We start from the raw sequence: 18394 nt of genomic DNA on the forward strand, positions 1-18394 counted from the left end.
TCAAGGATAAAACAGGCGGGTTAGCACACGTCTTTGAAACGCTAGTAAAATATTTTAAAATACGAATGTTTACTTTATATATATACTTTAAATCATTAAAGAAAGGGTAATGAAAACCACGTATTTTCATTATACAAGGTTAGTATTATGACTCGTTTTGAAATTGAAGCATTTTTTGCAATAATTAAATGTAATAATCTAACTAAAGCTGCTGAAATGCTATTTATAACTCAGCCTGCGCTGACTAGGCGCCTTCAATCATTGGAAAAAGAACTCGGCTTTGAACTAATTATTCGAAAAAAAGGAAGAAAAAAGATCGAGTTAACCAAAAAAGGTGAATCTTTCATATCTATTGCAGAAAAATGGTTAGAATTATACTCTAAAATTAATGATATTTCAAATAAAAATAAACGTATTAAATTTGTTGTTTCTGCTATGGAAAGTATAAACACCTGTATAATGCCTAATGTATACTACAATTTTCTAGACGAAAACAAGCAGATTACCCTAGTCTTACGCAATCAACATTCTGCAGAATCCTATAAATTTGTTGAAAATTCTCCTAACGCCATTGCATTCATAGCCGAATGTCAATTTTCAAAATTTCTGACCATCCTTCCAATCTTCAAGGAAAATATGGTTTTTATATGTGGCAAGGATTCCGATTATCCGGATATTGTATCTCCTGAAAACTTAATCATAGAAAATTGTGTTCATATTCAATGGAATATCGAATCAGACACTTGGTTTAATTACTGGTTTGGTTCTTTCCCCAAATTCAAAGCAGATTTGGAAAACATAGAAGTGTACAAAACGTTTATGTTACAAAAAAATGTATGGACTATTGCACCTGTTTCCGTTGCAACCTTTCTTCTTAAGAATAATGACTTAACAACTAAGAAACTAAGTTCTCCCCCGCCTGAAAGAACCATATACGCCATTTTTAATCCACAAAAAGAGAATGAGTATATAAAAAACTTACTTACTATTTTACATCAAGAAATTTTGAAACAAGATAACATACAGTCGCTATTGAACATATCGGATTTATAACTCTACAGCAATCATTTTTAAAATTCATCAACTTAGTCCAATAAAAGATTTAAGAAATACAACTGAAATTTCTGAACTTTGCCATACAAAAAATGAACCTATCTTTATCATAAAAGACTCAATAACATAGCGTCTATTAAAATAAATGCCCATTTGATACAACAGCTGTGTCAGATGGGCATTTATTAGTGTTATTAATTTTCGTCCTTGATCATAAATCGAAGCTAAACTTGATTCAATAATCAATGATTGCAAGCTTCAATTCCTCATAGGTATTATCAATCCCATTTTTTCGGCTAAATTTAGCCGTTATTCTATAAAGGCTTACTTATTATAATTGTCTAAAAATATCTAGAGTATATAATTAATGTTTGTTTTGCAGTATTTTTCTTATTTCATATATACCTCCCCATACTATCATTAACTCCATCCGCAAATTATGCTTTCTCCCCCGGTAGCAGGAATTCTGTAACAAAAATATTATACGGACATAATATAACTGCGCAGGATAAAGCTGCGGCAAGGCGTATGTAATATTATACAAAAATTTGAAAAATAAAATATCAAAAACTATCACTTTACATACACGAGAAGCAAAATTTAATAATTTTCAAAATTTACAATATCATTTTTCATTGAAATTACATAGTTTCATATTTTCAATTAGAGGACGAAAGTTTATAAATATATATGCATAATAATTAATATTTATGTTGAAACAAGCCTTTCTTTTACATCCCACCTTTTTTCAAATGAACTCAAGTTTCTTTTTTACCTCCATGTAAAATATTTTAATCTTACTATATAAATGTTTTGACATTTCACAACTGTGGTATAAAGTAGTAATGTAAGTTGTGTAATAAATGGAGGTGCAATATTGAATCAATTTTTAAAAAGCAATTTTACTAATCAGAAAATGATGCGAAAAGTGTTGTTTTCTCTAATACCGATTGCTGTTTTTTCCGTGTATCTGTTTGGACTCAGGGTTATTACCCTGCTGGCGGCAGTTACTGCAGCAGGGGTCATTACGGAATATTTATGGGAAAAGCATTATGGAAAAAAAGCATCTGAGGCAGTATTTGTCTCATGTGTGCTGTATACATTGACTTTGCCGGCTTCTATACCTGTCTGGATTGCTGTGATGGGAATAGTATTCGGCCTTTTATTCGGCAAGCTTTTTTTTGGTGGTTTTGGAAAAAATGTTTTTAATCCGGCAATTGTGGGAAGAGTTTTTGTCTATGTTAACTTTCCGGAAGCACTTACGATTTCTTGGAATCAAGCGGCTTCTTCTTTTCCGGGAGGATTTGGGACATACCTTACAACGGGAATAGATGCTGTATCGGAAGCAACTCCGATGATACTTTTCAATAATACGGCAAAGCTTTTGGATTTCCAATCACTTTTAATCGGAAACATACCCGGCGCAATAGGTGAAACATCAAAAATCTTGATAATTCTGGCAGGCATATACCTGATTTATAAAAAAGTTGCTTCATGGGAGATAATGACTGCAACTACTGTGGGTTATGTTGCCGCAAGTGCAGTGCTTTATTTTTTTGGTGTCCCTGTAATAAATCCTTTGTACGGTATAATGATGGGAGGATTCCTGTTCGGTACTGTATTCATGGCTACGGATCCCATAAGTGCTCCGAAAACTAAGACGGCTAAGTGGATTTACGGGATAATTATAGGCTCGGTTACACTGCTGATACGGTCTCTCTCTCTATTTAACGGAGGAATGATGTTTGCCATATTGATGGGTAATACTTTTGCTCCGATTATGGATTATTTCGTTAAGGACTATTCAGCCAGGAAAAAAAGAAAATTGGAGGTACTGTCATGAAAAATTCCTTCTTCTATCCAATTATTTATATGGTTGTTATAACAATTGTGTTTATTGCCGTGCTGGCATCTTTTAACCATATACTTGCTGATACCATTGCTTTTAATCAGGAAAGTGAACTGAGGCAGAAAATTCTTTACATATTTGATGTTTTGCCTGAAAATGATGACGCACATGAAATTAAGAAAGTATTTGATGAGAAAATAAGACAGAAACAGATCGGTGATACTACCGTGTATGCACTGATTGAAAACAATACAGAAACAGCCTATGCGGTTCCTGTTAATGGTCCAGGACTCTGGGGAACAATATCCGGATATGTAGGATTGAACAAGGACTTTAGCAAAATTATAGGTATAGAGTTTGTTACACAGTCTGAAACTCCGGGACTTGGAGGTCGAATATCTGAGTATGACTATAAGAATCAGTTCAGAAATATTTCAATCCAAGGCGTAACCGATGGAAATTACATTATATCTTCTCCCAAGGAAGGAAGTAATGTTGATGCAATTACAGGTGCCACACTGACCTCTGCAGCCGTTGTTAAACTCGTAAACGAAGATCTCTATAATTTTTTAGAAATGCAGGGGGTGAAATAATTGGCTAAAAAATCTGAAATAAGAAAGATATTTAAAAAGGGAATACTTACCGAAAACCCAATACTTGTTCAGGTAATAGGCATTTGTTCAGCCCTGGCGGTTACAAATCTGATGATGAACTCGCTGATAATGGGAATTGCACTGACATTGGTAACAGCTTTTTCGTGCCTGACGGTTTCTATATTAAAAAAATATACACCAAAGCACATACGTATGATGGTTCAGGTGTTGATTATATCGTCCTATGTTATAATAGTCGATATTTCTTTAAAGGCGCTTATGCCTGAAATGAGTAAAGCATTGGGCCCATATGTAGGCCTTATTATAACCAACTGCATAATTATGGGAAGGGCAGAAGGCTTTGCACAGTCAAACCCTCCGATGTTGTCTTTTATGGACGGGCTTGCTTCCGGTCTTGGATATACTGCAGTTCTTATGATAATTTCATTTGTGCGTGAATCCTTGGGATTCGGCACAGTATTTGGAATGCAAATACTTCCGGATACTATAACCAGATGGACACTGATGGTAATGCCTCCGTCGGCATTTTTCATACTTGCAGGTGTTATGTGGGCAGCAAACAACAGAAGGCTTAAGCTTGAAAGAAAAGGAGTTGAGAAAAGATGATAGAAGTTAACCCTATATTAATATTTTTTGCAGCGATATTTACCAGCAACATGATTTTCTCAAACTTCTTGGGAATGTGTTCATTCATAGCTGTATCAAAAGAAATACCTACCGCCATAGGCCTTGGAATTTCCGTAACAATGGTTATGACCGCAACTACAATTTTAAACTACATGGTTTATTGGACAATCCTTGTTCCTTTTAATTTGGAATATTTGATGTATATAATATTTATCCTTGTTATTGCTGCTTTTGTCCAGCTCCTTGAAATGGTTCTGGAACGTTATCTGCCAACACTGTATTATTCCCTTGGAATATTTCTTCCGCTTATAACCGTTAACTGCGCCATACTTGGTGTATCACTGTTTATGGTTACAAGAAGCTATGATTTCATGCAGACAGTTGGGTATTCAATCGGCTCGGGATTAGGCTGGGCTCTTGCAATAACAGCTATGGCAGGAATAAGATCAAAACTGAATGAAAAATCCATACCCGAAGGCCTTAGAGGAACGCCTATAACTTTAGTTATTACAGGAATTATGGCGCTTGCATTTATCGGCTTCAGCGGCATGGTACAAATACAGTAGGAGGCGGCTATGAATACAATAATAACCACTATAATTGTTGTAAGCTGTATTACCGCTGTGCTTGCCGCACTGCTTACAATATCCAGCAGAACAATAGGAAATTACGGCGAAGTAGTGCTTACCATAAATGATGATAAGGAGTATGTTGTCAATGGAGGCAGCAGTCTTTTAGACACTCTGCGTTCAGAAAGAATTTTTATTCCGTCCGCATGCGGTGGAAAAGGCTCCTGCGGATACTGCAAGGTCAAAGTTATCGAAGGCGGAGGCCCTGTGCTTGCAACTGAAAAGCCTTTGCTGACAAAGGAAGAGCTTGAAGATAGCGTAAGATTGTCCTGCCAATGCAAGGTAAAACAGAATATAAAAATCAGCATACCTGAAGAACTTTTCAATGTAAGGGAATATTCTGCGGTTGTTGAAAGAACTGAACAGCTTACACCTACCATAAAACTGCTGAGATTTAATTTTGGCAATGAAGAAATAAGCTTTAAACCTGGACAGTATATTCAGTTAAAAGCTCCTGCATACGAGGGTAACGACGAAGAGGTTTACAGAGCTTATTCAATAGCATCGTCCGTAACCGACAAGCATGCCGTAGAACTGCTGATAGGCTATACCGGAGGAATTGCAACAACATATGTACACCACCACCTGAAGGAAGGTGATGACGTGCATGTGAACGGACCTTACGGTGATTTTTATTACCATGAGGACGATGGACCTATTATACTTGCCGGAGCAGGAACAGGCATGGCTCCGATTATGTCAATTCTTCAGTTTATGGCGGACAATAACATTAACAGAAAAGTACTGTTTTTCTTTGGAGCAAGGACTATGAAGGATTTGTTCCTGCTGGATAAAATTAAGGGTTTTGAGGAAAAGCTTAATGACTTTAAATTTGTTCCTACACTTTCTCGAGAAGAATCCGAAGAGTGGCATGGTGAGAAAGGACGTGTTCCTGCAGCCATTGACAAATATATAGAGAAGGGCGAAAATTATTCTGCATATCTGTGCGGAAGTCCTGCAATGATTGACTCAATAGTTCAGGCTCTGCTTCTCAAGGATATACCATCAGAGAAAATTTATTACGATAAATTCTGATTTGCGTCAGTAGTCTCTGAGTACAAAACCCCTGAAGCCAGATTAGCAACAGGGGTTTTTCTTTATATGAAGTCTATTTATTTACATTAAAAACATATTTATCAAGGCGATCAAACGCTTCAATTACTCGTGATTTTGGCAGAGCCAGGTTCATTCGCAATGTGCACGAGTGGTTAAAAGGACGTCCGTCCTGCCAGCTTACTCCAACATCTGTTCCGGCCTTGTAAAGCTCGTCCAATGTCATGTTATGCTCACTGCACCATTCCTCGCATTCAAGGTAAAGCATATATGTTCCCTGAGGCTTAAACAGCTTAACTCCCTTATAATTATCAACTATATGTTTGTATGCATAATCAACATTTTCAGCTATTACTTCCCTCAGTTCTTCAACCCATTCATGCCCTTCAGGTTTGTACGCTCCAATAAGTGCATGCATCGAAAGAACATTCATACTGTTGTAGTGTGATTTGCCGCTCTGTGATCTTACCCGGTCACGAAGATAATTGCTGTATATTATATGATATGCGCCTATCAGACCGGCGAGGTTAAATGTCTTGCTCGGAGCATACACGGCAATAGTACGGTTTTTTGCATCCTCGCTCACACTTTGTGTAGGAATATGCTTGTTGCCGTAAAGTGTAATATCACTCCATATTTCATCGGAAATAACTATGCAGTCATTTCTTTTGTAAATTTCCATTGCCATCTCGATTTCTTTACGTTCCCATACCCGACCGCATGGATTGTGTGGTGAGCAGAATATTGCCGCATGAATCTTGTAAGCCTTAATTTTAGCTTCCATGTCCTCGTAATCCATGCGCCATACGCCTTCTTCATCCTGTACAAGATCTGAATGAATAATTCTTCGGCCGCTGTTTTCCAAAGTTTTAGTAAATCCTATATATGTAGGCGAATGAAGCAGCACATAATCTCCCGGCGCAGAAAATGAATCGATGGCAGACATAACACATCCAAGAACTCCGTTCTCATATCCTATGTGCTTTGCCTCTAATCCGGTTACACCGTTTCGTTTTTCCTGCCAATTAATAATTGAATCAAAATATTCCTGCCTCGGCAGAAAATATCCAAACATCGGATGTTTTACACGCTCAATTATTGCTTCCTGAATTGCAGGGAGTGCAGGAAAATTCATATCTGCAACCCACATCGGTATTACATCGAATCCTTCCTTTGGCAGTCCAGGGCCTAATCCATGTGCCAAATCGACAGCTATAGCGTCCTTTCCCTGTCTGTCAATAATGCTGGTAAAATCATACTTCATAATAATCCTTCCCTTCCTTTTTATATTGCTGTTGCTTCAATTGAATCTGCTGTTAATTACTAAATTAAAAACACTGAGTAAGCTCTAGAAATGTTCCCCGTTCTCGTAATATTTATTTTTTTCAAGCATATGAAAAATTATATCCAAACTTTTATATCCTATTGTACTCATGTGCTTAGTAATTATTGCCGCAGCCTTATCCTGCACCTCCTGGCCTCTGTCAAACCAATAAACTTCCACCATATGCGGTCCTCCTACAAATTTTCCGTCCATTATATACTTGGACTGAGGAACCTCTATGCTGAAATAGTCTCTAGGGCACTGAAGCAGTTCTTGAAGCTCATCTATCAACCCTTTACTTATTGTTAATGCTCTTTTTGCATCTATAGCATTTAGTTTTAATGCTGGCATTTTATATCTCCTTTAAATATATTTTTTAATATTGTTTTAAACCGCTTTCTATTTTCACTTCTTTTTCTGAAGCTGTATAGTCCTGTGGACTGCCCTTACCTGGTCCAGTATTGCAAAAATAATTTTTTCAATTTGACTGTTTTTTGAATAGTCCGCGGGCACGGCAAAATCCACCCTGCCCTGCGCCATTAAACTGTCAGCCACATTTTTCTCTTGGGAATATACCGCTATGGAATGTCCTCCGTTGCTTTTTACCAGTTTCATGCAAGGAACATCCGTCAGACCGTCTCCTACATATACCATGTTTCTGAAAGGAACTCTTTTTTTCTCCTCAGGTGTTGATTCGTTTAATCCCTTGTGCTCTGTTACATCAAGCACTCCCTTGTTTATTCTGAACAAAAATTGAGTCTTGCTGGTGTAGTTTACGGCCATTGCCGGCCATATGGGTATATTTTTTTCATTGTAGCAATATTCAGCAGCATATATTTCCTTAAATTCACGGGCAATTTCTGTTCCCTGAATTATCTCCTTCAATCCGGAGGAAATAATATAATGCTCTACAACAACTCCCAGACTCCTGCCGTATTCATTAACACGTTTAAACCATGTATCGAGACCGTCAAATAGCTTAACATCTCTGCCCAGCTCATTGAAAACCTCTCTTGTCAGAAGCATTCTGCCCTCAGCTTCCTGCAGTATTGTAAGCATGTATGCAAGTATTTGATCCATGTTGTGATTAACCATGTTCATCCTGCTTTTTTCCCAAAATTCCTCAGAATTCATACCAAGACCGCTTATAAAGCCATACTCCTGCATATCTTTTGGAGATAATGTTTTATCAAAATCGTACATTATTGCAATAATCGGCTTTTTGTTCATACAGTGAAAAGACTCCTTTCATTCTAGTTATATGCGTGGAAGAATTGTAACAAAAATAACTCTAAAACACCATTTTGTTGAATTTTATCTCATAAGTAACGTCTATTATAAACTGTTATATATATTTTACCAAACATATCATATTTCTTCAATATTCATAAAAATTTAACAATTAAATTTAATAAATAACAAACATATTGACTAACTGTGCTATAATGGCAATATACATAAATTAACGAGGTACATTATGATTCAGGATATAGCTCCAAAAGTTTTTTACAATAATTATAAAAATAAAAAGGCTGAGCCACAATATTTGTTTCTCTCCTACGACGAAGATATGGTACTTGTCAGAGAGGACAAAGACAAGCTGTGGTATCCTTCTTTTTCTGATTATGAAAAAGAATTTCCACATCTGGCAGACAAGTCACAGTTTCTTTTTAATATTGACAATATCAACTATTTCATGGTAGATGAAAAGGGCCTGGATTCGGTCGATGGTTGGGTCTATGTAAGCACAAATAAATTCAGAACTGAAACAAAGTACTGGCGTTCATTTGCCGGCGCTGTGGGACGCCAACTTAACCGTTGGTATACCAACCACCGATTCTGCAGCAAATGCGGCAATCCTACTAAAAAATCAGACATGGAAAGAATGCTTTATTGCGAATCCTGCGGATTTCATACATACCCTACTATTTCTCCATGCGTCATAGTAGCCGTGCACAACGGAAGCAAGCTTTTGCTCACTAAGTATGCAGGACGCAGCTACAGCAGATATGCATTGATTGCAGGCTTTGCCGAAATAGGTGAAAGTCTGGAACAGACCGTTCACAGGGAAGTTCAGGAGGAAGTAGGTTTAAAGGTTAAAAACCTGAAGTTCTATAAAAGCCAGCCATGGCCGTTTACTGATACTCTCCTTTCAGGATTTTATGCAGAACTTGACGGTGATGACACTATTACACTTGATAAAAATGAGCTTGCTGTCGGAGAATGGCTTGACAGAAAAGACATCCCTCCGGCGGATTTAAAAATAAGCCTCACCGGAGAAATGATGGAAGCATTCAGGACAGGCACTATTGAATTGTAAACAGTTTGCAATATAAAAGGCAGTCAACATTCGCAATTGAATATTGACTGTCTGCTGACGAAGCAGCAGCCTGAGGCTTAAATAAACTTACACTACAACGTTGCACTATTCGTTTCTTTCATATTTTCGAAAACCGTCGTCAATGACGGCTCTTATTTTTCCTGTTTCATCAAGGTAATCTACGTATGACCCAATCATCCTTGAAACCAAGTCATACTTGTATATATTGCTCAGCTTTATGCCAAAACTGGACGAAGCGGCCTTAGTAATCTCCTCCATTGTCATTCTGCCTTTAATACCCTCATAAATTTTTTCTGCCCTGCGCTTATAGAATTCTATGTTATCTGCCGTCAGATTCGTTATTTCGTCATAAATACCTTTGTGAGCAACTACGTATTTGTCGCATTTTAGATCCAGCAGCTTGAGCTTGCTCTTCAAATCCTCAGTCAATATGTAGCCGTAGGTAATTTTAGTGTATTCTATCAATTCATAGCTTACCAACGCATCTGCCACATAACCTACATTATCCGGAGTAATTATACATATTTGAGCAGAACTGTGTCCCGGAATATGCATTATTTTAAAATCGACTCCACAAAAGTTTATACTCTCTTGCTTGTCCGATATATATACATCTGTCTCAAAAAACATGTACCAGTATTGCTCTTTAATTTCAGCAAGCGTAATTAAGCTGCACAAGCTCTTAAGATTTATAAATGAGCTGCATAGATGCGCCTCAAACTCAGGTGCGGCTATTATGCAGTTGTATTTTTCCTTAAAATATTGATTATTTGCAATATGGTCCGGATGGCAGTGGCTGGTAATGATACCTTTTAAATTAAAATCATGCTTTTCAATCACCGATTCCAATCTATCTCTGTCATCTATATATCCTGTATCCATCAAAACAATATCTCTGTCATTTATTTTATAGAACGGTACATAAGCCTCTTCCAAATCTATGCAGTACGTTCCGCCCTTTACATGTATTATTTCCATTTTATTCTCCGATTCAAATTTTCTCGCTGATATTAATTATACTACATTTGTCAATTCATTCATCTGTAAAACAGCGATCATTTAAGAAATCGTAGTAATTTTTTGTATGATATAATGTTTTAAGAGTTTTCTATTATATTTTTAATAAAGTTACTAAATATGTCAAAACTTCAATAAAATTCATTTCGCTTTTTTCCATCAGCCTATTAATCCTAATCATTTTTTTCGAATATTTTGATTTCAGGCAATCCAATTGGTATCCAGCCAAGTTTTTTATCTACAATATATTGCTGCTTAACAATTGCATAGTCAAAAGCAACTTTCCCTTCAACGGGAATCATTGTATCTGTTATTCTAGAATATTCTCTACGAATATCTCTAAGTTTTTGATTATCATTGAAAATTTCCATTAGATATCTGATCTGTTCTTTCTTCTCTATTACTTCTTCACCATACATTATTTTTTCTTCAGTCCTTATTGCTCCTCCAGAGGTCATAACTATAATACTATACTGGTATCTTTGAAATAAAATACATAGAGAAATAATAATTATTACTAAAATAAAAAGCAATTTTTTTTTCTTAAACACGATATTTTCTACCCCCCTATTTATAATTTAAAATGTCTGGAATTACAAACACTTATATAAATTATGAAAGTTTTTAAATTTAGTGATTTTACAAATAAAAAAATCCTTAGTAAATTTAATAATTTGCACAAAATGCCATTCTACCAATAATTACCTAAAATATAACAATATGATTACACATAATGCATCGGCTGTCAAGACATTTTATACTTCCAATATTCAAAGATCGACAAGAGTTATAATCCAGTATGTATGTCTAGTGCAGGCAAAAGACTAAAAAAATTACAAAAATAGGTTTACATTTAATTCAAGAAAGTTGTTTTTATATAGTGTAAGACAAAATTGACCCGGGAATTAAAAGTTTGCCTTATAAAGTATAAAAGAAAGGAGACAAAAATATGCCTAGTAGTGGAGATACAAAAACAGTTACAACTATGATGTATCAAGCTGGAATTAAGAAAATGAGAAATGCAGCAGAAGATGCAGTAGATGCCACTAATGAATTTATTGGAATCACTTCTGTATGTGCCGCATTTGTTGCATTTGCAAAATCACCCCTTGCTGTGGCTACGGCAATTTTATTAGAGGTTCTAAATTATGGAAACGGCAAAATTGCTCAATATAACGCTGATTTACAGGATGCTTATGAAGATGCGTTAGATGCTATGCTTGGTTCTTATCCAGTAATATATTATGATGTAGCACAGAATTTTAAATATGTTGTTCACGGCTCTGACGGTGGTTGGATTCAAACTGGAATGCCTACTTTCACAAGACATTATACAGATTATTAAAAAATATAAAGGAGCTACTGCAGCCAAAATACTAGATTGCAGTAGCTCTTTTTTTAATCCTCTAACAAACTTTTGTTAATTAAAGGAACTTTTGCTCGGTATGTATTAAGTATAAGGTTTACATTTTTTACTTCGCTATGCGGAGCTGTAATCAATATGATTCTTAGCTCATTTAAGACAAAATGCAAAACTCAAATTATTGATTATCTAGAAGCTATTGCTCCGTTAGCATCAGGAAGGCAGCTTGCCATCATGGCGAAATATAAGTATACTAAAAAAATGGTGGTCTGTGGGTCCCACAATCTAGCCCATCTTGTGGTTGAAACAGTTTAAATTTAACAAATCGTAGTAAGTAGTAAATAGGAGCAAAATGCATCTTTCTATTTTTCTATTATTTTACATTTTTGTATGATATAATGTTTTAAGAGTTTTCTATTATATTTTTAATTTTAAAGAGGTATAAAATATGTCAATGCTTCTTCATATCTTGATGAAAATAAATTCAGAAAAAACAATAGAACTTATTACATTCTCTATTCTCCTCCTTTTGCTTTTTATAGGAATAACAATTTGCTCTTGTTCTTTTAGGTATAAAGGCTTTAAAATAGGAACTGCTTTAATACTAGTTTTATTGATTTTCTTAGCATGGCTTTCTTACAATTCTGTATCTTCTCTAATTCTTGATTTTTTATTCTATTCCAAACTAAAGTAATTTATTATTTTTTTGTGTAGGAAAAATAACTAAATAAAGCAGCATTATTTGTACTCAATAAAACAGCGATCATTTAATAAATTAGAGAATTTCATTTTACATGTATTTTATTTAATTTATGTTATATGATATTCTTTCATTATTTTTCGGGTCGCTATACTCGATGTGTAATCATCTATCCATTTTGGGCCAAATGTTTTAGCAATAGATGTTGCAATTTTTATTTTTTTATTGGTAAAAACATTATACAAAAATAAATTAACTTCTTTGGTGCTTTCTAAAAAATCATTGTAAGCATCAATATCCCGAAATTGTGGAAAATCGCTATAGCAAATCCATCCAGTTCTTATATTCAATTCAGATTTAAAATAGTCAGCATTGTTTTCTATTACTTCATATTGCAATTTTTCAGTATCCAACACCAAGAACTCCGGCCGCCCTCCTGCGTAATTAAATGTAGCCCAAAACTTAGAATTATTCCATCCTAAAGGTTCTAGCTCTGTTTGCAAATTAGATTTTATAATCTCGTCATAAACTATATTATCTTGTCTGTCAAGTATTTTCAGGTTTCTTACATTCTTTGAATCCATATCATCTGGTTCTATATAATTTCCCGGGTTTTCAATAATGATAAAATGTTCTCCATCTGGACTTGAACTAATTTCAACATTTTTGCCTTTATAAATCACGCTTTTATTATGTTCGCTATCAATTTTCAAAACTTCTTTTACATATTCATCATTTCTTACATTCTTCAATACACTGTAATATAGATATTGATCCCTGACTTCAATATTTATATCTATCCCTTCCGCTAATATCCTGGCAGAAGAATTTTCTGCATACTACCATAATTGAACATCGTTAACATCATTGCTATTAAACATTAAGACTATATAGTATATTTCACCGATTTCCTTAACATGTAATATTTTACTTATCTCTATATTTGTTTCTTCTAGATTGTTATTTAACATATTTTTGTTGCTATTATAGTTTTTTATGCTCTCTTTTAATTCTGTAATTTTTAATTTTAACTCTTCATTTTCACTTTTATAATATTCTAAATCTGAATTAGACTCTACGTTACTGCACCCTGCTAAAAGTATAGAATTTGCTAATACAAAAATAATTACTGCACTTATAAAAATATGCTTTTTTAGTTCTAAAGTTATATTTATAATCATCTAAATTTCCCTTTGGCAATTATTGTTAATGGTTATTTTTATTATATGTTATATTTTTGTTAATAGCAAAATAAAGTCGGTTCTATAATCAGACAGGTTGTTATAAATTGATGTCATTTTTCTATAAATCGTGTTGTTTAAATTACATTTTGAATTTTATAAATTAAGTGCCTTTTATACTCATAATATATTCACTCGTTATTTGTAACTCGATTTTATTTGTGCCAGCTCTGATACTGTTCTTTATGAACTGTAGTAAGTTGTTTTTTGTGTATCTCATTTTTTCTTTAGTTGCCAAGATTCGTTTTTTTTAAATTACACTTTTCTTTTTCATTTTAGCAAGTCCTTTTTTCTCTTGGAGCGTACCCTTTCGGGTTAGGCTTTGCTTTCCCCGATAACAGATTTTATTGTTTTAAGTTTTTCGTGTGAATGTCGATTTATATATTGTATCGAATTTTTGTTCGTTTAAATTTTAAAAAACGGTTAACATTTTACTTGCGAATTTTGTTCTTATTTATTAGGGGGGATAACTAATGAAAAGAAGTTTATACGAGTACTTTAAATTATCACAAAAAAATAATGAAGAATATATAATTTATTTGTATCACAAGTTTCTGCCAATGATAAAGAAATTTGGAAGAAAATTAAATTATGAAGAAGAAGCCGAAAGCGATTTAACCATTTTTTTATTAGAATTTATTAAAAATATTGATCTTAATAAATTTAAAAATAGAGGTGATGGTGAAATAGTTAATTACATTTACTCCGCATTTAATAGCAAATATATAAATATTTTAAAAACCAATATTAGAAAAAAAATTGATATCTCTACTTACGAGACTGAATTTGTTTGTTATGATTGCTATTCAAGTCTTGAACTAACAAATCTTTTTAGTTTAATAAAAAATTTAAGTACTATACAAAAAAAAATAATATTAGGAAAATTTTACTATGGTTATTCTGATATTGAATTATCTCAAATTTTACGCATTTCAAGACAAGCTATTTATAAACAAAAAAAGAAAGCATTTGCATTATTGAAAATAGAAATACTAAAGGCAGGCGATGAATTATATGGAAGAAAAATTGTTTGAAGTTGCAGCAACTCAAGGAATATGGGCAGTTTTATCTATTTCTTTAATTTTTTATATTTTAAAAGCACAGGAAAAAAGAGATACAAGACAGGAAGAGAGAGAGAAAAATTATCAAAATATAATTACAATGTTAAGTGATAAATTAAATATTGTAGAAGATATAAAATCTGATATTAGCGAAATTAAAAATAATATTTTTAATAAATAGGTTTACATTTTTAAATTAAAATTGTTTCTTATTAATGAAAGTTTAAATTAACCTAGGAAATTTAAATCTTGGTACAATAAATTTTAGGAGGAATTAAAAATGTCATTTCAAACAACATTAATGTCAAAAATAAGAGAGTACACACCCTTGAAACTTACTTACAATACTGTTACTAGAGAGTTAAAAGTCCCATATTATTATGGTGGGAAAAAAACACCTGCTCAAATAAAAAATGCATTATTGGGTACTCCTGCCGTATTTACTTCCACTGGAGGATTAAAAACAGCAGACGAGATACAATCCATTATAAATTCAAATAAGAGCAATTATGGTGTAGATTGTTCCGGCTTCGCTTATTATGTTCTTAACGAAGCTTCTGATGGAGCTGTCATGGACCAATTTGGTGCTTCTTATTCTAGTGGGGTTTCATCATCAAATATGACATCATCTGAAAACGGAACTGTTAAAACAAAAGCCAAGGACATAGTTACTGGCTGTACTATCGGTTTAACAGGACATGTTATGGTCATTTCTAATGTTATTAAAGGAAGTGATGGACGTGTAATTCAAATAAATTACTATCACTCAGAAACAACAACAAAACCTGGAGGACAAGATGGGGTTAATGCAGGTTATATCACCATAGGTGATGAAAATCAAGACTTGGATGGTTCATCTCAAACATGGAATGACACATATGATTACGGTTATGCATTAAAAGATATTTATGTAAGAACAATTTTATTGTCAAGTCTTGCAAGCCTAGTATAAATAAAAAATCCCCTATTTAGGGGATCCCGACTGTAAACAAAGTCGTAAGATTAGAATAAAATCTTACGACTTTGTTGCGTTAAAGATATTCAAAAATTGTTGAAAAATATATGCTTTCAAGTAATTTTATGGTAAAATAAAAACAAGAAAATTAGAGCTGTGTTTACCATGATGAGCAAAGAAACTGATAAAAAACGAGAACAGGTACAAATGATGTCGATGGATGAAATTGTTCCACATAATCATCTTCTAAGAGACATTGAAAGAGCAATAGATTTTTCATTTATCTATGATTTAGTTAAAGAAAAATACTCTGAAGAAAAAGGCAAGCCCAGCCTGGATCCAATCATACTGATAAAAATAGTACTCATACAATATTTGTATGGAATAAAAAGCATGCGTCAAACGGTTAAGGATATAGAGGTAACCGTAGCGTACAGATGGTTTCTCAGATTAACAATGTACGACCCTGTACCGCATTTTAGCACATTCGGAAAGAACTACTCAAGAAGGTTCAAGGGTACGGATTTGTTTGAACAGATATTTACCAAAATATTAGATGAATACAAAAGCAAATGCTACATATGTAAAAATTGTCCATATCTAAGTAAATGCACAAACAGCAAGGAACATGTAAAGTTGGTATTTGACACGTCTGGGAAGAATACATTGAGACTTGTGAAGATATACGCCATACAAATGGTATGAAGAAAATCTATGATTTAAGAAAAGAAACCATGGAAAGACTTTTCGCAAATGCCAAGGAAAATTACGGATTAAGATATACAAATTACAACGGTAAACACCTGATGGAAATAAAAGTCGAGCCTACATTAGTTTATCATAATTTAAAGAAATTAGTAAATAAGAAGAAAAAATATGGGCTCTTAAAGCCTATCTATTCTCATTTTTGGAGCTTCATTTTCAATATAAAGCATTATTTCGTCATTAATTTAAAAGGGCATTTAGAATTTGCGTTCTAAATGCCTTTTGTCGTCAAGCTGATATCCCCTATTGAGGTTTTTTATTTTGTTTAATCTGCAGTCCATATATTATTAAAATGCAAAATTTTTTGGTCCGTTTTTAATTCTTCTTTCAGCTTATATACCTCTTCGGTATCATAATATTTTAACTTTATGTGGTCTAGCTCTCCGCCGTTTTTAGTATAAATATACATATCTACTGACTTGCCTTCGCAGTATCCTGTTGACTTAAGAACATTCATATCGCTAGTCTCAAATATTATATCTTTTGTTTTAACCATATTTTTATTAATAAAATGTGCTGATGCTCTTAATCTTACTGCGTTATCCCATAAATTAAATAACATCACTTCTTTTAATTTACCTGTTTCTGAGGATAGATTAGTAGCCAAAGATGAATTGAACATCATTTGCAATGCTCCGTTAGTATTTTTCTCGACATTTTCTGTAATAGGCATTAGTGATTGAGATATGCTTAATAAAAGTGGCGATTCGTAATAATTCTCATTATATTTTATAGTTCCATCATCAAAAATGAAAATTTCGTTGCTAGTGTCCTTAAAGTTATATTTCAACTTATAGTAAAACCTGTTACTGTTATGTATTTTAATAGCAATTATATTTTTTGGCATAATTAAGTTGTTTTCTAGATACATTCCTTCTAATATTTGCTCGTTTAAAAGAGACTTTTCTTTTAAATTTATTGTTTTTCCAGTATAATTTTCTAAAATTATACTGTTTACATCTTCGGAAAACATCCAGTTAAATGTCTCACGTATCAATGACATTTCAGTTATGGTAGCCTTAGAAAAATTCTCGTTGATTTTCTTTATCTTTAGATCTTGGTACTTGTTTTCTGTCTCTATAATTTTTGTTTTTAAATTATTGTTTTCGAAATAGTATCTTTGCAGTATAACTGCCATAAAAATTAATATCACTAAAAAAAATTTATACAGTCCCCTCATAATAAATATATCCTCCTATCATATTTCCCTTTTTTTATTATACATTTATTTTAACATTATTTGTAATTTTTTTATTTGTGCAGGAAGAAAAACTAGATAAAGAAGAATCATTTGTCAATTCCTTTATAAAACAGCGATCTTTAAGAAATTAAAGAATGTTTCGTGGGAGTGTCGATAATTTTACAAAAAGTTTATTAATACAGAACATGTTGTGATATAATATAATTGTTATATAATTGCATATTACAGAGGTATAAAAATGAATAAATTTAATTGTTCTTTAAAAATACGCCTGGCAAAGGACGGCGTATTCTTCGGACCGGGTGTCTTAGACTTATTGAGACTTACAGAAAAATACGAATCTCTGAATGCCGCCGCTAAAAGCATGAATCTTTCTTATTCCAAGGCATACAAAATGATTAACGGAACCGAGAATGCTCTTGGTTTTAAACTTCTGGACAGAAAAATAGGAGGTGCTAACGGCGGGGGCTCTACGTTAACACCTGAATGCAGTGAGTTTCTAAATATCTACGAACAGTTCAGCCAAGAGCTGGAACGCACTTCGGAAGAAATGTTCGATACATATTTCGAGAAATATCTGTAGTTTTTAAACTGTAAACTT

General features: G+C 33.5%; 21 protein-coding genes and 2 pseudogenes. 15 read left to right on the forward strand and 8 right to left on the reverse strand.

Translation table 11 applies throughout. From position 1 onward, the window contains the following. Positions 1 to 147: 147 nt before the first annotated feature. The 7 genes and pseudogenes from RBQ61_RS01685 (at position 148) to RBQ61_RS01715 (ending at position 5807) form a co-directional block, all read left to right on the forward strand. Complete coding sequence (locus RBQ61_RS01685; RefSeq protein WP_308138810.1) at positions 148 to 1053, forward strand: LysR family transcriptional regulator; 906 nt, start codon at positions 148 to 150, stop codon at positions 1051 to 1053. Between the two features lie 22 nt (positions 1054 to 1075). After that, positions 1076 to 1171, forward strand: a pseudogene (locus RBQ61_RS01690) (prevent-host-death protein); the annotation flags it as partial. Positions 1172 to 1930: 759 nt separating this feature from the next. Continuing rightward, on the forward strand, positions 1931 to 2896 hold the full coding sequence (locus RBQ61_RS01695; RefSeq protein WP_308138811.1) for an RnfABCDGE type electron transport complex subunit D: 966 nt from the start codon (positions 1931 to 1933) through the stop codon (positions 2894 to 2896). Continuing rightward, positions 2893 to 3495, forward strand: coding sequence for an FMN-binding protein (locus RBQ61_RS01700; protein WP_308138812.1), 603 nt, complete (start codon positions 2893 to 2895; stop codon positions 3493 to 3495). The genes RBQ61_RS01695 and RBQ61_RS01700 overlap by 4 nt, the downstream gene beginning before the upstream one ends. After that, positions 3496 to 4122, forward strand: coding sequence for an NADH:ubiquinone reductase (Na(+)-transporting) subunit D (locus RBQ61_RS01705; protein WP_213925872.1), 627 nt, complete (start codon positions 3496 to 3498; stop codon positions 4120 to 4122). It begins immediately after the preceding gene. Further along, positions 4119 to 4709 (forward strand): NADH:ubiquinone reductase (Na(+)-transporting) subunit E, encoded by a 591-nt coding sequence (locus RBQ61_RS01710; RefSeq protein WP_308138813.1) that lies wholly within the window; start codon positions 4119 to 4121, stop codon positions 4707 to 4709. The genes RBQ61_RS01705 and RBQ61_RS01710 overlap by 4 nt, the downstream gene beginning before the upstream one ends. Before the next feature lie 9 nt (positions 4710 to 4718). Further along, entirely contained in the window at positions 4719 to 5807 is a 1089-nt protein-coding gene (locus RBQ61_RS01715) for an NADH:ubiquinone reductase (Na(+)-transporting) subunit F (RefSeq protein WP_308138814.1), read from the forward strand. Between the two features lie 73 nt (positions 5808 to 5880). On the opposite strand, the gene RBQ61_RS01720 is transcribed toward RBQ61_RS01715, so the two are convergent. The 3 genes from RBQ61_RS01720 to RBQ61_RS01730 all read right to left on the reverse strand — a co-directional run bounded on the left by RBQ61_RS01720 (position 5881) and on the right by RBQ61_RS01730 (position 8379). Continuing rightward, a complete protein-coding gene (locus RBQ61_RS01720; RefSeq protein ID WP_308138815.1) occupies positions 5881 to 7089 on the reverse strand; it encodes a MalY/PatB family protein in 1209 nt (402 codons plus the stop codon). An 84-nt stretch (positions 7090 to 7173) separates the two neighbouring features. Further along, on the reverse strand, positions 7174 to 7500 hold the full coding sequence (locus tag RBQ61_RS01725; RefSeq protein ID WP_308138816.1) for a DUF1904 family protein: 327 nt from the start codon (positions 7498 to 7500) through the stop codon (positions 7174 to 7176). A gap of 54 nt (positions 7501 to 7554) precedes the next feature. After that, positions 7555 to 8379: an HAD family hydrolase gene (locus RBQ61_RS01730; RefSeq protein WP_308138817.1), complete on the reverse strand. Its 825-nt coding sequence runs from the start codon at positions 8377 to 8379 to the stop codon at positions 7555 to 7557. Positions 8380 to 8626: 247 nt separating this feature from the next. Here RBQ61_RS01730 and nudC point away from each other — a divergent pair, with 247 nt between their 5' ends. After that, positions 8627 to 9469, forward strand: coding sequence for an NAD(+) diphosphatase (gene nudC / locus RBQ61_RS01735; protein WP_308138818.1), 843 nt, complete (start codon positions 8627 to 8629; stop codon positions 9467 to 9469). Between the two features lie 105 nt (positions 9470 to 9574). Here the strand turns inward: nudC and RBQ61_RS01740 are convergent, their stop codons facing one another. Both RBQ61_RS01740 and RBQ61_RS01745 read right to left on the reverse strand, forming a co-directional pair. Then, positions 9575 to 10468: an MBL fold metallo-hydrolase gene (locus RBQ61_RS01740; protein WP_308138819.1), complete on the reverse strand. Its 894-nt coding sequence runs from the start codon at positions 10466 to 10468 to the stop codon at positions 9575 to 9577. A gap of 212 nt (positions 10469 to 10680) precedes the next feature. Continuing rightward, positions 10681 to 11058, reverse strand: coding sequence for a hypothetical protein (locus RBQ61_RS01745; protein ID WP_308138820.1), 378 nt, complete (start codon positions 11056 to 11058; stop codon positions 10681 to 10683). Between the two features lie 398 nt (positions 11059 to 11456). Between RBQ61_RS01745 and RBQ61_RS01750 the strand changes: the two genes are divergently transcribed. Beyond that, positions 11457 to 11852 carry a hypothetical protein gene (locus tag RBQ61_RS01750; RefSeq protein ID WP_308138821.1) on the forward strand — a complete coding sequence of 132 codons (396 nt, stop codon included), beginning with the start codon at positions 11457 to 11459 and terminating at the stop codon, positions 11850 to 11852. A 156-nt stretch (positions 11853 to 12008) separates the two neighbouring features. After that, positions 12009 to 12185: a hypothetical protein gene (locus RBQ61_RS01755; RefSeq protein WP_308138822.1), complete on the forward strand. Its 177-nt coding sequence runs from the start codon at positions 12009 to 12011 to the stop codon at positions 12183 to 12185. Between the two features lie 495 nt (positions 12186 to 12680). Here RBQ61_RS01755 and RBQ61_RS01760 read toward each other — a convergent pair whose 3' ends face one another. Together RBQ61_RS01760 and RBQ61_RS01765 are read right to left on the reverse strand one after the other, a co-directional pair. Further along, entirely contained in the window at positions 12681 to 13322 is a 642-nt protein-coding gene (locus tag RBQ61_RS01760) for a hypothetical protein (RefSeq protein WP_308138823.1), read from the reverse strand. Positions 13323 to 13409: 87 nt separating this feature from the next. Then, a complete protein-coding gene (locus tag RBQ61_RS01765) occupies positions 13410 to 13751 on the reverse strand; it encodes a hypothetical protein (protein ID WP_308138824.1) in 342 nt (113 codons plus the stop codon). 533 nt (positions 13752 to 14284) lie between these two features. Between RBQ61_RS01765 and RBQ61_RS01770 the strand changes: the two genes are divergently transcribed. The 4 genes and pseudogenes from RBQ61_RS01770 (at position 14285) to RBQ61_RS01785 (ending at position 16807) form a co-directional block, all read left to right on the forward strand. Beyond that, a complete protein-coding gene (locus RBQ61_RS01770) occupies positions 14285 to 14845 on the forward strand; it encodes a hypothetical protein (protein WP_308138825.1) in 561 nt (186 codons plus the stop codon). Next, on the forward strand, positions 14826 to 15053 hold the full coding sequence (locus tag RBQ61_RS01775; protein ID WP_308138826.1) for a BhlA/UviB family holin-like peptide: 228 nt from the start codon (positions 14826 to 14828) through the stop codon (positions 15051 to 15053). The genes RBQ61_RS01770 and RBQ61_RS01775 overlap by 20 nt, the downstream gene beginning before the upstream one ends. Before the next feature lie 99 nt (positions 15054 to 15152). After that, complete coding sequence (locus tag RBQ61_RS01780) at positions 15153 to 15824, forward strand: hypothetical protein (protein WP_308138827.1); 672 nt, start codon at positions 15153 to 15155, stop codon at positions 15822 to 15824. A 168-nt stretch (positions 15825 to 15992) separates the two neighbouring features. Further along, a pseudogene (locus tag RBQ61_RS01785) lies at positions 15993 to 16807 on the forward strand (transposase). A gap of 50 nt (positions 16808 to 16857) precedes the next feature. Here the strand turns inward: RBQ61_RS01785 and RBQ61_RS01790 are convergent. Then, complete coding sequence (locus RBQ61_RS01790) at positions 16858 to 17730, reverse strand: hypothetical protein (RefSeq protein ID WP_308138828.1); 873 nt, start codon at positions 17728 to 17730, stop codon at positions 16858 to 16860. A 301-nt stretch (positions 17731 to 18031) separates the two neighbouring features. Between RBQ61_RS01790 and RBQ61_RS01795 the strand changes: the two genes are divergently transcribed. Continuing rightward, the gene (locus RBQ61_RS01795) at positions 18032 to 18376 is read left to right on the forward strand and encodes a winged helix-turn-helix domain-containing protein (protein ID WP_308138829.1); all 345 of its coding nucleotides are present in this window, start codon (positions 18032 to 18034) and stop codon (positions 18374 to 18376) included. Positions 18377 to 18394 lie beyond the last annotated feature (18 nt).

It is taken from the genome of Sedimentibacter sp. MB35-C1 (assembly GCF_030913635.1).
GTDB lineage: Bacteria > Bacillota > Clostridia > Tissierellales > Sedimentibacteraceae > Sedimentibacter.